General features: G+C 70.8%; 14 protein-coding genes. 11 read left to right on the top strand and 3 right to left on the bottom strand.

Annotated elements, in window-relative coordinates; translation table 11 throughout:
- The first annotated feature begins 74 nt into the window (after positions 1–74).
- Positions 75–1124 carry a LacI family DNA-binding transcriptional regulator gene (locus tag J3S89_RS01305; RefSeq protein ID WP_217925669.1) on the top strand — a complete coding sequence of 350 codons (1050 nt, stop codon included), beginning with the start codon at positions 75–77 and terminating at the stop codon, positions 1122–1124.
- Between the two features lie 94 nt (positions 1125–1218).
- Positions 1219–1977: an SDR family NAD(P)-dependent oxidoreductase gene (locus J3S89_RS01300; RefSeq protein ID WP_217925668.1), complete on the top strand. Its 759-nt coding sequence runs from the start codon at positions 1219–1221 to the stop codon at positions 1975–1977.
- 2 nt (positions 1978–1979) lie between these two features.
- Here the strand turns inward: J3S89_RS01300 and J3S89_RS01295 are convergent, their stop codons facing one another.
- Positions 1980–2864 carry a LysR family transcriptional regulator gene (locus J3S89_RS01295; RefSeq protein ID WP_217925667.1) on the bottom strand — a complete coding sequence of 295 codons (885 nt, stop codon included), beginning with the start codon at positions 2862–2864 and terminating at the stop codon, positions 1980–1982.
- Positions 2865–3176: 312 nt separating this feature from the next.
- Here J3S89_RS01295 and J3S89_RS01290 point away from each other — a divergent pair, with 312 nt between their 5' ends.
- Together J3S89_RS01290 and J3S89_RS01285 are read left to right on the top strand one after the other, a co-directional pair.
- On the top strand, positions 3177–3758 hold the full coding sequence (locus J3S89_RS01290) for a cupin domain-containing protein (RefSeq protein WP_217925666.1): 582 nt from the start codon (positions 3177–3179) through the stop codon (positions 3756–3758).
- Complete coding sequence (locus J3S89_RS01285) at positions 3755–4666, top strand: alpha/beta fold hydrolase (RefSeq protein ID WP_217925665.1); 912 nt, start codon at positions 3755–3757, stop codon at positions 4664–4666. Before J3S89_RS01290 ends, J3S89_RS01285 begins: the two co-directional genes overlap by 4 nt.
- Before the next feature lie 11 nt (positions 4667–4677).
- On the opposite strand, the gene J3S89_RS01280 is transcribed toward J3S89_RS01285, so the two are convergent.
- Complete coding sequence (locus J3S89_RS01280; protein WP_217925664.1) at positions 4678–5601, bottom strand: LysR family transcriptional regulator; 924 nt, start codon at positions 5599–5601, stop codon at positions 4678–4680.
- A gap of 135 nt (positions 5602–5736) precedes the next feature.
- Between J3S89_RS01280 and J3S89_RS01275 the strand changes: the two genes are divergently transcribed.
- From J3S89_RS01275 to kce, 7 genes are all read left to right on the top strand, one after another.
- Entirely contained in the window at positions 5737–6600 is an 864-nt protein-coding gene (locus tag J3S89_RS01275; protein ID WP_217925663.1) for a fumarylacetoacetate hydrolase family protein, read from the top strand.
- 99 nt (positions 6601–6699) lie between these two features.
- The gene (locus J3S89_RS01270; protein WP_230489120.1) at positions 6700–7659 is read left to right on the top strand and encodes a VOC family protein; all 960 of its coding nucleotides are present in this window, start codon (positions 6700–6702) and stop codon (positions 7657–7659) included.
- A gap of 32 nt (positions 7660–7691) precedes the next feature.
- Positions 7692–9374 (top strand): FAD-dependent oxidoreductase, encoded by a 1683-nt coding sequence (locus tag J3S89_RS01265; protein ID WP_217925661.1) that lies wholly within the window; start codon positions 7692–7694, stop codon positions 9372–9374.
- A gap of 73 nt (positions 9375–9447) precedes the next feature.
- Positions 9448–10509, top strand: a complete 1062-nt coding sequence (locus J3S89_RS01260) for a TRAP transporter substrate-binding protein (RefSeq protein ID WP_217925660.1) — start codon at positions 9448–9450, stop codon at positions 10507–10509.
- Positions 10506–11039 (top strand): TRAP transporter small permease, encoded by a 534-nt coding sequence (locus tag J3S89_RS01255; protein WP_217925659.1) that lies wholly within the window; start codon positions 10506–10508, stop codon positions 11037–11039. The genes J3S89_RS01260 and J3S89_RS01255 overlap by 4 nt, the downstream gene beginning before the upstream one ends.
- Entirely contained in the window at positions 11036–12334 is a 1299-nt protein-coding gene (locus J3S89_RS01250) for a TRAP transporter large permease (protein ID WP_217925658.1), read from the top strand. The genes J3S89_RS01255 and J3S89_RS01250 overlap by 4 nt, the downstream gene beginning before the upstream one ends.
- Positions 12335–12441: 107 nt before the next feature.
- Positions 12442–13398 carry a 3,5-dioxohexanoate:acetyl-CoA acetone transferase gene (gene kce, locus J3S89_RS01245; protein WP_217925657.1) on the top strand — a complete coding sequence of 319 codons (957 nt, stop codon included), beginning with the start codon at positions 12442–12444 and terminating at the stop codon, positions 13396–13398.
- Positions 13399–13492: 94 nt separating this feature from the next.
- Here the strand turns inward: kce and J3S89_RS01240 are convergent, their stop codons facing one another.
- Entirely contained in the window at positions 13493–13657 is a 165-nt protein-coding gene (locus J3S89_RS01240; protein ID WP_217925656.1) for a hypothetical protein, read from the bottom strand.
- Positions 13658–14352 lie beyond the last annotated feature (695 nt).

Raw genomic sequence — 14352 nt, 5'->3', positions numbered from 1 at the left:
TCCTCTCCGGTCCGGCTTCCCACCGGGCATTCGACCTCCTTCCCCTCCCACCCCGAGATCGGACGACGACGCCCTTGTCCTCCCCCACCCGTCCCCGCGCCCGCGTGACCATCCGCCACGTCGCCGAAAAGGCCGGCGTCGCGGTCGGCACCGTGTCGCGTGTCCTCAAGGGCGCCGACACCGTGGCCCCGGCGATCGCCGAACGCGTGCGCGCGGCGATCGCCGAGTTGCGCTACGTGCCGAGCCTCGCGGCGCAGTCGTTGCGCGGCCAGGGCTCGCGAACCATCGGCTGCATCGTCCCCGACGTCTCCAACCGGCTCTACGCCCAGGTGGTCGACGCGGTGAAGGACGCCGTCCGAGCCCGCGGCTATTCGATCATCGTCATGAACACCGGACACGTGGTCGACCGCGAGGTCCGCTCGATCGAGACGGCGATGCGCTGGGACGTCGAGGGGCTGATCCTCGTCGGCGGGTTCGAGGACCGGCCCGAGGTCGAGGCGTTGCTCGGTCGGCTCGGCTTCCCCCTGGTCCAGATCGACCGCGCCCGCGCCGACACGACGACGGTGCGGGTCGACCACGGCAAGGGTCTGCGCGAGGCGATCGGATATCTGCTCGCCGCCGGCCATCGCCGGATCGGGCTCGTCACGCCGGACGGCTCCAGCCTGCAGTCACGCGAGCGCATGCGCGCCTTCGAGGAGATCTGCCGCGCCGAGGGCGCCGAAGACAATCTGGCGCTGGTCCGCTGCGTCGAGGTGAACGAGAATGCCGGCTACGACGCCGCCTATGATCTCCTCACCGCCGAGGCGCCGCCGACGGCGGTGGTGACGCTCGGCGGCGACGTCCTCGCCGGGGTACTGCGCTTCGTGCGCATGCGCGGGATCGAGCTTCCCCGCGACCTGTCGCTGGTGGCGATCGGCGACAACGAGCTGACGCGGTCGCTCGATCCCCCCCTGACGGCGGTCTCCTGGAACTTCCGCGCGCTCGGCGCGAGCGCCGTCGACGCGCTCTTCGCCCGCATTCTCGGCCGGGAGAGTGACGAGGGCCGGATCACCACCATCGATTGCCGTCTGATCGAGCGGGAGTCCGTGCGCCGGCTCGACCCTTCCGCCGCGGGCGACGGCTGACGCACCGGCCGCCGCCGCGCCCCGCGCTCCCTGTCTCCGCGCCGCCGCCGCCTCGCCGGCGCCGGCCTCCGTCACCCGTTTTCGAGGAAGATTCATGACGCCCCTGTTGCAAGGCAAGATCTCTATCGTCACCGGCGGGGCCCGCCGTCGCGGCATCGGCCGCGCCACCGCCCGACTCTTCCACGACCATGGCGCCAAGGTCGCGATCCTCGATCTCGAGACCGAGGAGCTCGAGAGGACCGTCGCCGAGATCGGCGGCGAGACCCTCGGCATCCCCTGCGACCTGCGCGATCGCGACGCCTCGGCGGCGGCTGTGGCGCGGGTGGTCGAGCGCTGGGGGCGGATCGATTGCCTCGTCAACAACGCCGGCCTCACCCAACGCCGCCGCCTGCTCGACGTCACCGCCGAGGACTACGACCTCGTCACCGACGTCTCGCTCGGCGCGACGCTGCGGATGTCGCAACTCGTCATCCCCCACATGCCGCACGATGCCGGCGCTTCGATCGTCTGCGTCGCCTCGCTGTCGGCGCTCCAGGGCGGCGGCGTCTTCGGCGGGCCGCACTATTGCGCCGCCAAGGCCGGCGTGCTCGGGCTGATGCGGGCGATGGCGCGCGAACTGGGCCCGGACGGCATCCGCGCCAACGCGGTCGCCCCCGGCCTGACGCTCACCGACTTCTCGCGCGGCGCCAATCCGGACGAGAACAAGCACGAGGCGGCGAAGAGCTTTCCGCTGCGCCGGGTCGGCCGGCCGGAGGACATCGCCAACGCCTGCCTCTTCCTCGCCTCCGATATGGCGGCCTGGATCACCGGCGTCACCCTCGACGTCAACGGCGGCCAGTTCATCCACGCCTGATCTCAGAGCAGGCGGACGAGCAGGCGCCGCAGCGTGTTGCGCACGAAGGAGACCGAGGGGTGCGCCCAGCGCCCCTTGGCCGAGGCGAGGACGCGCGGCAGGCGCAGGCCGACGACGCGGGCGACCTCGACGGCGCCGCGCCCGGTCGCCTTGCCGACGCCGGACGCCGGCATCACCGCCGAGCCGAGGCCTCGGGCGACGAGATCGAGCGCGACCTGCGGGCTCTCGACGCGCCAACGGACGTCGAAGACGAGACCCGATCGACGCGTCACCTCCTCGAACCACGATCGGCCGCTCGTCGCCCGGGTGGTGACGACCAGCGGACGGCCGAGGAGATCCTCGAGACGGTCGATCTCGGCGGGAAGCCCGGTTCCGCCCGGCGCGATCAGATGGACGCTCTCGTGGCCGACGAGATCGGTCACGATCCGGTCGGAGCCGACCGTCGAGCCGATCACGGCGAGGTCGAGCCGCTCGGCGTGGAGATCGTCCCAGAGTTCGTGGCCGACCCCCTCGTGCAGGGCGAGCCGCACGCGCGGATGGACGGCGGCGACCTCGGCGCAGAGATCGCCGTAGAGGCAGGGGGCGAGCGTCGGTGGAACCCCGACGGCGATGTCGGCGGCCGGCTCGCTCGCCTGTTCGCGCACCTCCGCCTCGACGACGCGGCAGAGTGCGAGAATGTCGCCGGCATGGCGCAGCAGCATCGCCCCCGCCTCGGTCACGTCGACGCCCTTGGAATGGCGGACGAGCAGCGTCACGCCGAGCGATCGCTCCAGCGCCTGCACGCTCTTGCTCAGCGCCGGCTGTGCCGTCCGCAACCTCTCGGAGGCGCGCCCGAAACTGCCGGCGGTCGCCACCTCGTGGAAATGGGCGAGTTTCCTCAAATCCATGAACGCCTCCCTGGGCGGGCGGGCCTCATCCGACGCGATCACCGTCCGGCATGAGGCGGAAGGCTCGTGACGGCGATCGTCCTCCGCGACCGTTTCGCCGTCCGCTGCGGTCCGATCGACCGTAGGCGGTCATCTCCGACGGTTTTTCACCCCGTCTCGCCTTCGGCCTCCGATCGCCGGAGAGACGGACGTCGCCCGCGTCGTCCCCTCGAAGTCATAACAGAGAGGAATGGCATCCGCGAGCATTCGGTATTGGTCGGCGGGCGCCGAAGACGGGATGCTCCCTCGAACCACGAACAGGGAGCCCGACCGATGAAGACCAACACGCCGACGCCCGAGGAGATGAGCCGGCGGATCGCCCGTTTCGGCGATCTGAAGCCCTACGGCCGCGACTATGCCGAGTCGATCGGCGTGCCCGAGGCGGCGTTCCAACGGCTCACCGCCCACCGCGTCTACACCCTCATGGTGCCGACCGACTACGAGGGGCGCAGCCGGAACGCGCCGATCGAGAGCGTGCGCGGTTGCGTCGTCAACATCGCGGAATGCCCTCCCGACAACGGCCCCGGCCTGCACGTCCACGAGCAGACCGTGGAGAACTTCTTCTGCCTGTCGAGCCGCTTCGACATCATCTGGGGCGACGAGGAGCAACATCGGGTGACGCTCGAGCCGCTCGACTTCATCTCGGTGCCGCCGGGCGTCGCCCGCCGCTTCCACAACGTCGGCGACGAGGTCGGCCGGCTCCTGGTCATCATCCAGCCGGCGAGCGAGGAGCAGAAGGATCGCGTCGCCTACGCGCCGAGTGTCGCCGAGACGATGAAGGCGAGCTTCGGCGAGGACATCGTCGACAAGCTGAAGACCGTCGGCTTCGCCTTCGACGCGGGCGTCGAGGCATGAGCGTGCGGTCGGCCGATCCCGAGCGGCACGACGTCCCGGCGGCGACCGGGTCGGCCGGCGACACGCTGCATCTGGTCCGGGTCCGAGGGGAGGGGCCGCCGCTCCTCTTCCTCCACGGCTCGACCGTGCCGGCGAGCGTCGCCTTCGCGACCCGTCTCGACGGCGCCTCGATGCTCGATCTGGCGGCGGCGGCCGGGTTCGACGCCTGGTGCCTCGATTTTCGCGGCTTCGGCCGCTCGTATCGGCCGCCGCGCGACGGCGGGCCGGTCACCTTCACCAAGGACGCGACCGAGGACGTCCGCCGGGCGATCGACCACCTGCGGCGGGTGACCGGCGCCGCACGCGTCCATCTCGTCGGGTGGTCCTGGGGCGCGACGGTGGCCGGTCGCTACGCGGTCGAGAACGCCGCCGATCTCGACCGCCTCGTCCTGGTCGCCCCGCAGTGGCTGCGCGACACGCCCTCGCCGCTGCTGCGCGATCCCTCGGTGCTGGACGAGGCCTATCGCGTGGTGCGCCCCGACGCGCTGGTGGAGCGGTGGACCGCCACCCTGCCGCCGCCGACGCGCGCGGCGCTGATCGCGGACGGATGGGTGGAGACCTTTCGCGCCGCCCTCGCCGATCCGGCCTCCGGCGCCCACGAATCCCCGAACGGGTCCCTGGTGGAAATCGCGCGGAACTGGTCGTCGGGCATCCCCGTCTGGGATCCCGCCCGCCTGACGACCCCGGTCACGGTCGTGGTCGGCGATGCCGACGTGGAGACGCCGCCCCGGACGGTGCGCGGCCTCCTCGCCGCGCTCGCGGGCCACCCCGACATGCGATACGTCGAAGTGGCGGGAGCGACGCATTTCCTGCCCGTCGAACCGGCGCGGCGCGTGCTGCTCGCCGCCGTCGTCGATCGCCTGCGCTGAGGCTCGGGGCGTCAGACCGCCCCGCCGCCCTCGACCGGGCTCACCGCCGATCGGATCGTCGCCAGACAACAATCGGCGAACCACTGCGCCGCCGGCGTCAGCGTCAGGCCGGAGCGACGCACCATGACGATGGTCGGCGCCGGCAGAACCTCGCGGATCGGAATGTGCGTCAGCATGCCCGACGTCACGGCGAAATCGGGGAACTGGATCGGCAGCATCCCGAGTGCGTCCGAGCAGGTGATCGCCATGATCATGCTGAGCGCCGAGCGCGTCTGCATGACGAGACGCGGCGGCGGCAGTCCGTGCGCGGCGAAGAGAACCCCGAGTTCCTCCGCCGCCCGGTGGGTGATCGACGTCGTCACCCATTCCGCGCCCGCGAGTTCGGCGAGCGAGGTCGCCCCCGCGAGCGGATGGCCGGTGCGCCCGACCACGGCGCGGGTGTTGTCGAAGAGCTTTTCGACGACGAGATCCTTGCCGACGCCGCGTTCCGGCATCGGTCCGACCCAGAAATCCATGCGGCCGGTCTTCAGCTCCGGCTCGTGCGCGGGAAAGAACCCCTCGACCAGACTGAGGCGCACGTCGGGATAGCGCGCGCGAAAGCGCGGCAGCGCCCGCGGCAGCAGCGCCATGTGGGCGGCGACCGACAGGCCCGCGACCACGCTGCCGCCCGTCCCGCCCCGCAACTGTTCCGCCTCCTCCCGCGCCCGATCGACGTCGGCGAGAATGGCCTGGGCGCGCCGGACGAGAGCCTCCCCCATGACCGTCGGCACGACCCCGCGCGCGTGGCGCTCGAAGAGCGCGGCGCCCAATTCGTGCTCCAGTTCGTGGACGCTGCGGGTCAACGCCGGCTGCGCCAGACCGAGATGGCGGGCGGCGGCGCGCACGCTGCCGAGTTCGGCGATGGCGGCGATGTCGCGGAGCTGGGTGAGCTTCATGGGAGGGCTCCGGTGGCGGGGCTCGAATGATACCGATTTGGTATCAATCCGATCAATCTGTCGACTGTCGATCATCGGAATGCTCGGTAAATTGCGTATGAGAACGAGACGCGATCCAAGACGAGGAAACGAACGATGCGAGTGGGAGAATTCCGGGACGCGGCCGGGCGCGGCATGGCGATCGTCGATGCGAACGGCGTTCATCGCGGACTGCGCGAGAGCGATGCCGGCTACCCCGGCGGTGTCGCGGCCCTGATCGGGCTCGACGCCGAGGCGCTGGACGCGGCCGCCGCCGCCCTTCGCGCCGGCGCGCCGATCGATCCGGCCGCGGTCGAGTGGCTGCCGCCCCTGGCGCGCCCCGGCAAGATCCTCTGCGTCGGTCTGAACTACGCCGACCACACCGCCGAGAGCGGTTTCAAGCAGCCCGATTATCCGACCCTCTTCGCGCGGTTCTCGACCTCGCTCGTCGGTCACGGCGCGCCGGTCGTCCGGCCCCGGGTCTCCGAGCAGTTCGACTACGAGGGCGAACTGGTGGCGATCATCGGCAAGGGTGGCCGCCACATTCCGCGCGAGACCGCGCTCGACCACGTCTTCGGCTGGTCGATCTTCAACGACGTCTCGGTGCGCGACTATCAGCTCAAGGCGCCGCAGTGGACGATGGGCAAGAACTTCGACGGCACCGGCGCCTTCGGGCCGCTCGTCGTCACCGCCGACGAACTGCCGGCCGGCGCGCGCGGGCTCACGATCGAGACGCGGCTCAACGGCGCGGTGGTCCAGCACGCCACCACCGACCAGTTGATCTTCGACGTCGCCGCGCTGATCGCGATCGTCAGCGAGGGCATCACGCTCGAACCGGGCGACGTCGTCGTGACGGGGACGCCCTCCGGCGTCGGCGCGGCGCGCAAGCCGCCGCTGTGGATGAAGGCCGGCGACGTCTGCGAGGTCGAGATCGAGGGCATCGGCGTGCTGGTCAACCCCGTCGTCGACGAGGGCGCCTGACGCCCACGCCCGGGCGCGGAGAGGCCCGGGACGGAATCCGACCGGCGAAGCCGGCGTGAGAGAAGCCCGCACGACGGGCCGATGATCAGGGAGGCCGATGTGACCGAGATCCGCGGACGATTCGTCGCGCCCGAGCGCCCGGGCGAATTGGGGGTGCATTCGATCGACGGGTTCCGTCTGGCGGTTCCCGACCTCGGCGTCGCCGGGCGTTTCTATTCCGCCTTCGGCCTCGACGTCCGGGCCGAGGCGGGCGGGCTCGCCCTCCACACCTTCGGCCACGATCATCGCTGGGGCGAAGTGGTCGAGGGGTCGAGGAAACGTCTCGCCCATCTCTCCTTCGGCGTCTGGGAGCACGACTTCGACGGCTTCCGCCGCCGTCTCGAGACGATCGGCGTGAAGCGGATCGATCCGCCGCCGGGCGAGACGTCGGACGGCCTGTGGTTCCGCAATCCCGACGGAATGGCGATGGAGATCCGCGTCGCCGGCAAGTCCTCGCCGGACGAGAAGTCGGCCTTCGCGGCGCCGAGCGTCACGGCCGGGCGGCAGGGCGCCGAATCGCGGCGCAACGCCCCCCGGGTCCACCCGCGCCGGCTGTCGCACATCCTGATCTTCACCTCCGACGTCCTCGGCTCGATCGCCTTCTACGAGCGGGTCCTGGGCCTGCGCCTGTCCGATCGCTCCGGCGAGGGCGTCGCCTTCATGCACGGCATCCACGGCTCCGACCATCACATGCTGGCGCTCGCCAAGTCGGCCGGACCGGGCCTGCATCACCTCAGTTGGGACGTCGGCTCGATCCACGACATCGGCCTCGGCGCCATGCACATGGCCGATCGCGGCTACCACGAGGGATGGGGCCTCGGCCGCCACGTCCTCGGGTCGAACTATTTCCACTACGTTCGCGATCCCTGGGGGAGCCTCTGCGAGTACTCCGCCGACATCGACTACATCCCGGCGAACTTCGACTGGCAGGCCGAGGACAATCCGCCCGAGGACAGTTTCTACATCTGGGGACCGGCGCCGCCGCCCTGGCTGATCGACAATTCCGAACTCGACGCCTGAACGACGACCTCTCGCCGGGAGCGCCTCCTGTGATGATCGAAGAGAAGACCGAAGTCCTCGTCGTCGGCGGCGGGCCCTGCGGCCTGATGCTGGCGAACGAGCTCGGCCGGCGCGGCGTCGCCGTGATCCTGGTGGATCGGAAGCCGACCACCGCCTTCAACCCGCAGGCCAACGCCACCCAGGCTCGCACCATGGAGCACTTCCGGCGGCTCGGCTTCGTCGAGGAGATCCGCGCCCAGGGCCTGCCCGGCGACCACCCGACCGACGTCGCCTATTTCACCCGTTTCGCGACCCATGAACTGGCGCGTCACGAGATGCCCGGCTCGACCGAGGCCGCGCGCGCCGCCCGCCGCCGCGACCGCTCCTTCAGCGCCGCCGAGCCGGCCCATCGGGTGTCGCAGAAATTCGTCGAGGCGGTGATGCGCCGCCACGCCGACGCCCTGCCGTCGGTGTCGATCCGCTACGGCCACCGCCTCGTCGGCTTCGAGGAGACCGCGACCGGCGTCGAGGCCGAGGTCGAGACGGTCGACGGCGGGACGATCCGCCGGATCTCCGCGCTCTACATGGTCGGCGCCGACGGCCCGCACAGCTTCGTGCGCCGCCGTCTCGGCTTCGCCTACGAGGGTGAGGGCGCGGCCGAACGCGACTTCATGGGCGGCAGTATGCTCGCCGTCTATGTCCGCGCGCCGAATTTCTACGAGGCCTGCCCCCACCGCCCGGCCTGGCAATATTGGGCCTTCAACAACCAGCGCCGCGCCGTGATGGGCGCCGTCGACGGCAAGGGCGAATTCGCCTTCCACACTCAGCTCCGTCCCGGCGAGACGGCGGAAGGCATGAGCGACGCGGAGGCGGTCTCGCTCTTTCACGAATGCATGGGGCGGGAGATCCCGGTCGAGATCCTCTCGCGCGACGCCTGGATCGCCGGGCGCATGCTGGTCGCCGATCGCTATCGGCAGGGCCGCGTCTTCCTCGGCGGCGACGCGGTCCATCTCTTCACCCCGACCGGCGGCATGGGCTACAACACCGCCATCGAGGACGCCGTCAATCTCGGCTGGAAACTCGCCGCGGTGGTGCGTCACGGCGCGCCGGTCGCCCTTCTCGACACCTACGAGGTCGAGCGGCGGCCGATCGGCCTGCGCAACACCGGCTTCGCGCGCCGCTTCGCCGAATCGATCGGTCTCTATCGGCCGAGCCCGGCGATCGAGGACGAGGGGCCGGCCGGCGAGGCGGCGCGCCGACGCGCCGGCGCCTATCTCCTCGGCCATGCCCGCGCCGAGTTCGACATCCCCGGCTTCACGCTCGGCGCGCGCTACGACGGCTCACCGATCGTCGCGCCGGAGACGACGCCGCTGCCACCCGATTCGCCCACCGCCTACGCCCCCTCGGGCCGGCCCGGCGGCCGTGCGCCGCACGTCTGGCTCGACGAGGAACGTTCGCTCTACGATGCGTTCGGCTTCGACTGGACGCTGTTGCGGCTCGGCCCCAACCCGCCCGGCGGCGAGGCCTTCGTGGCGGCGGCCCATCGCCTGGGTCTGCCGTTGACGGTCGTCGACTGTGCCGACCCCGAGGCGCACGATCTCTACGAGACGGATCTCGCGCTGATCCGGCCGGACCAGATCGTCGCGTGGCGGCGGCGCGAGGGGACGGGCGGCGACGCCGAGGCGATCCTGGCCCGCGCGATCGGACACGGGATACCCGCGCGGCGGGCCGCCTGACCGGCCCACCGTCGACGGACACGACGAGAAGAACGGCGAAGACCGAGAACGGCGCCGAACCGGGGAGAGGACGATGAACCATTCAGGGATGACGCGGCGAGGCTTCGCGGCGACGGCGGGCGGTGCCATGGCCGCGATGCTGACGGGCGCCGCTCCGGCGCGCGCCGAGACCATCGAGCTCAAGGTCTCGCACTATCTGCCGCCCAACCATACGATCCAGAAGGAACTCGTCCGCTGGGCCGAGGAGCTCGGCCGGAAGTCGGGCGGGCGGCTTCGGCTGACGGTCTATCCGGCCGGACAGATGGGCCCGCTGCCGCGCCAGTTCGATCTCGCCCGGACCGGCGTCGCCGACATCTCCTTCTTCCTCCACGGCGCGCTGCCGGGCCGCTTCCCCCTCACGGAAGTGGCGCAACTGCCCTATGTCTTCGATCGCGAGACCGATCAGGGCCGGCGCGCCCTGTCGGTCTCGGAGGCGTCGGGCGTGATGACCTCGCTCGCCGGCCGCCTCGCCGAGGAACACGCGGGCACGCGCATCCTCTACGTGCTGGCCTCGCCGACGGTCGGCGTCTTCCTGCACAAGCCCGCGGTGCGCGCACCCGAGGCCCTCGCCGGCCTGCGCCTGCGCCACAACGGGCCGATCACCTCCGCGATGGTCTCCGCCTGGGGCGCGAGCCCGGTGGCGATGCCGCCGTCGGAGGTCGCCGACGCCCTCGACAAGGGCACGCTCGACGGCATGATGTTCAACTTCGAGGCCGCCCAGGCCTTCCAGCTCGCGCGCAGTCTGCGCTCGGTGACGGTCCTGAACGCCACCGCCGCGACCTTCGGCCTCGTCATGAACGAGAAGAAGTACGCGTCGCTGCCGTCCGACCTCGCCGAGCTGATCGACGAGTCGACCGGCGTCGCCGCCGCCCGCCGCGTCGGCAAGGCCTATGACGACGCCGAGGCGTCCGGCCGCGCCCATGTCGCGACGGGTGGCGTGGCGATCGTCGATCCGACGGCGGCGGAGGCCGACGCCTTCCGCAAGCCCACGGCCGGGGTCGCCGAGAAGGTTCTCGCCGGCGCCGGCGGCCGCGCCGGCGAGCTGCGCGCCTTCCGCGACGAACTCGTGGCCCGCGTCGCGGCGGGCGTGCCATGAACCGTCCCTCGCGCACCGGCTACGGGGGGCTCCCCCGTGCCCTCACGCTGGTCGGCGCCCTCGCCCTTGCGATGATGATGCTCTGGACGATCGCCGACGTGGTGCTCCGCGCCGTCGCCCATCGCGCCCTCGACGGGACGGTGGCGCTGGTCGAGACGCTGCTCGTCCTCGTCGCCTTCTTCGCCCTCGCCGACTGCATGGCCCGCGACGAGATGATCCGCGTCGACATTCTCGACGACCGCGTCGGCAAGCGCAGCGTGGCCTGGCTCGCGATCTTCGGCGACTTCGCGACCGCGTGCTTTCTCGGCCTCCTGGTCGTGACCCTGGCGACCCCGCTCGCCGACGCCTGGCGCTTCGGCGACGTCAAACCGGATCTGCCGATCCCGATCTGGACGCTGGTCGCGGCGATCGAGGTGGCGCTGGTGGCGGCCACCGTCGTCGTCGCGCTGAAGGTGCTGCGCGGCCTGCGCGCGCGCCTCTTCGGCGCGTCCGGCACCCCGGCGTCGGCGGAAGGGGAGGGGCCGCGATGACGGGCTCGACCATCGGCCTCCTCGGCATGGCCTCGCTCCTCGGCCTCATCCTCGCCCGCGTGCCGGTCGGGGTGGCGCTCGGCCTCGTCGGCTTCTTCGGTTACGTGGCGCTCGAGGGGACGACCAAGGCGATGTTCGTCTTCGGCGCGGTGCCGCTCGAGCTCGCCTCGGCCTATTCCCTGTCGGTCCTGCCGCTCTTCACCCTGATGGGGGCGCTCGCCACCTTCGCCGGTCTGTCGAGCGATCTCTTTCGCGCCGCCAATGCCGTCTTCGCCTCGACGCGCGGCTCGCTCGCCATGGCGGCGATCGGCGCGTCCGCCGCCTTCGGCGCGGTCTGCGGCTCCTCGGTCGCGACCGCCGCGACGATGGGGCGGATCTCGATCCCGGAAATGCTGCGCAACGGCTATTCGCCCGGCCTCGCCGCCGGCGCGGTCGCGGCGGGCGGAACGCTCGGCATCCTCATCCCGCCGTCGCTGATCCTGATGATCTACGCGATCATCGCCCAGCTGTCGGTGATCCGCCTCTTCATGGCGGCGGTGGTGCCGGGCGTGCTCCTCACCCTCTTCTACGTGGCGATCGTCTTCGTCTGGACGCGCCTCGCCCCGAAGGCGGCGCCGGCGATCCCGGCAGGCGGTCTCAGCGAGACCGCGCGTCTCCTCGTCCGCGTCTGGGACGTGTCGATCCTCTTCGCCGTCACCTTCGGCGGCATCTGGTTCGGCTGGTTCTCGCCGACCGAGGCGGCGGCGGTCGGCGCCTTCGGCGCTCTGCTCCTCGGTCTGTGGCGGCGGACGCTGAGCACGCGCGGCATCCTCGACGGTCTCGGCGAGACGGCGCGCATCACGGCGAACATCGTCCTCATCGTGATCGGCTCGACGATCTTCTCCTATTTCGTGGTGCAGACCTCGATCGCCCAGAGCCTCGTCGGCTGGATCGGCGGCACCGGCCTCTCGCCGACGGCGGTGATGGTGCTCCTGGTGGTGGTCTACGTCCTGCTCGGCTGCTTCCTCGAGGGTATCGGCATGGTGCTGGTGACCGTGCCGGTCTTCCTGCCGCTCGTCGTCGCCAACGGATACGATCCGATCTGGTTCGGCGTCGTCCTGGTGATCGTCGTGGAGATCGGCCTGATCCATCCACCGATCGGCATGAATCTCTTCGTGATCCGCGCCCAGTCGCCGGAGATCCCGCTGCGCGACATGTATTCCGGCGTGCTGCCGTTCCTGCTCGCGCCGATCCTGCTGATCGTCCTGCTGATCCTCTTCCCCGACCTCGCGCTGTGGCTGGCTCGGGCGATCTGAGACCGAGCTCACGATGTTTCGACCCATTCGAAACGTCGTGAGCCGGTAGGAGCCCTCTGCGCGATCTTCACCCCCCGCGCCGCAACGGCCGCATCCGGAGGTCACCCATGACCAGTCCCGCGAAGAAGTCCTCCGCCCCCGGCAAGGTGATCGTCACCTGCGCCGTCACCGGCGGGATCCACACCCCGACCATGTCCGAGGCGCTGCCCTGGCGTCCCGAGGACATCGCCGCCCAGGCGATCGAGGCGGCCGAGGCCGGCGCCGCCATCCTCCACCTCCACGCCCGTGATCCCGAGACGGGCCGGCCGACGCCCGATCCGGACGTCTTCATGCGCTTCCTGCCGCAGATCAAACAGGCGAGCGACGCCGTCCTCAACATCACCACCGGCGGCAGTCTCGACATGACCGTCGAACAGCGCCTGGCCGCGCCCTTGCGCGCCGCGCCGGAGATGTGCTCGCTCAACATGGGCTCGATGAACTTCGGCATCTTCCCGCTGGCCGATCGCTACACGAAGTGGAAGTTCCCCTGGGAAGAGCCTTACTTACGCGGCACCGACGACTTCATCTTCCGCAACACGTTCCGCGACATCGAGCGCATCCTGAAGATGCTCGGCGAGGATCACGGCACCCGTTTCGAACACGAGTGCTACGACGTCGGTCACCTCTACACGCTCGCTCATTTCGTCGATCGGGGCTTGGTGAAGCCGCCGTTCTTCGTGCAGATGATCTTCGGCATTCTCGGCGGCATCGGCGCCGAGCCGGACAATCTCCTCTTCATGAAGCGCACCGCCGACCGGCTCTTCGGCGACGATTACCGTTGGTCGGTCCTCGCCGCCGGGCGCCATCAGATCCCCTTCTGCACCCAGGCGGCGATGCTCGGCGGCTCGGTCCGGGTCGGGCTCGAGGACAGTCTCCACATCGGACGCGGGCGCCTCGCCGCCTCCAACGCCGAGCAGGTGACGAAGATCCGCCGCATCGTCGAGGAACTCGGCCTGGAGATCGCCACCCCGGCCGAGGCGCGGGAGATGCTCGCTCTCAAGGGCGGCGACCGCGTCGCCTTCTGAAGGCGGCCGAAGAGGGCCGCGCCATGCGTCCGCCCACGACGAAAGAGGGGCCGCGCCGAGGCGCGCCCCCTCTTCCTTCGGTCGGATCGATCGGTCAGTGCGTCGCGCCGCTGGCGCCGTAGAAGGTCGCGGTCGCATCCGTCACCATCTGCGCGGAGCGATCCCCCACGGTGAGGGCGCCGGTGGCGGCGAGGACCATCAGGGCCAGCGCGATGCCGGTGGTCGCAAGAAGGCGAGAGGCGGGGGACGAAGGCGTCATCGGGATCTCCGGGGTCGGTCGGGGGAGGCGGAAAGGATGGCGTCATAGTCATATGATGACTTGATACGTACAACTCCCAAGGTGGTATGTCTGTACGAATAAAAACGCATATCGACCACATCGAGAAATGCGATTTCGGCATGACGGTTTGTCGGCGCGAAGGGCGCCTCGCCACCGGCACACGCGACCGTCGCGGCGGTGCTCGCGCCGCCGCTCGGCACGCACGGCCGTTCGGAACACGAACGCGCCTCGGGGTCACGCGCCTCGCGTCCCATCTCGGGTGAGGACCCCGGGGTCCGGAACAGGACGTAGGATTTCCGGCGAGCGAGCGCTTGAACTCATCATATGATAGCGCTAACATATCTCGTGAAAGGACGATCTCCCGGCACGTCGGGTCGCCGGGCAGCCCAGTGAGGGGAGATCGCTCCGCCCGGTGAGGTCGATCGGCGGCGTCTTCGCCCATGTCGTCGATCGACGTCACCGCCTCGGCCGTTCGCGGACGCCGCCGAGGGCGCGAAGGCCGGCGCGACGCGGGCCTGTCCCGGCGAAACGGCCACGGCCGGCGTTGCCGCCTCGACGGATCGACCGATCCGCCCCGAACCCCCGGTGTGGCGCGCCCGGGCGCGCCGTCCGGCTCACGATCCTTCGCCCGATCCCCGCGAGCCGGGATCGAAACCGCGCGCCGGCGGCGCGCG

Origin of the sequence: Pinisolibacter aquiterrae (assembly GCF_019160155.1) — a bacterium.
GTDB lineage: Bacteria > Pseudomonadota > Alphaproteobacteria > Rhizobiales > Ancalomicrobiaceae > Pinisolibacter > Pinisolibacter aquiterrae.
Note: the sequence above shows the minus strand (reverse complement) of the source record. Positions and strands in the feature narration are given on the sequence as shown.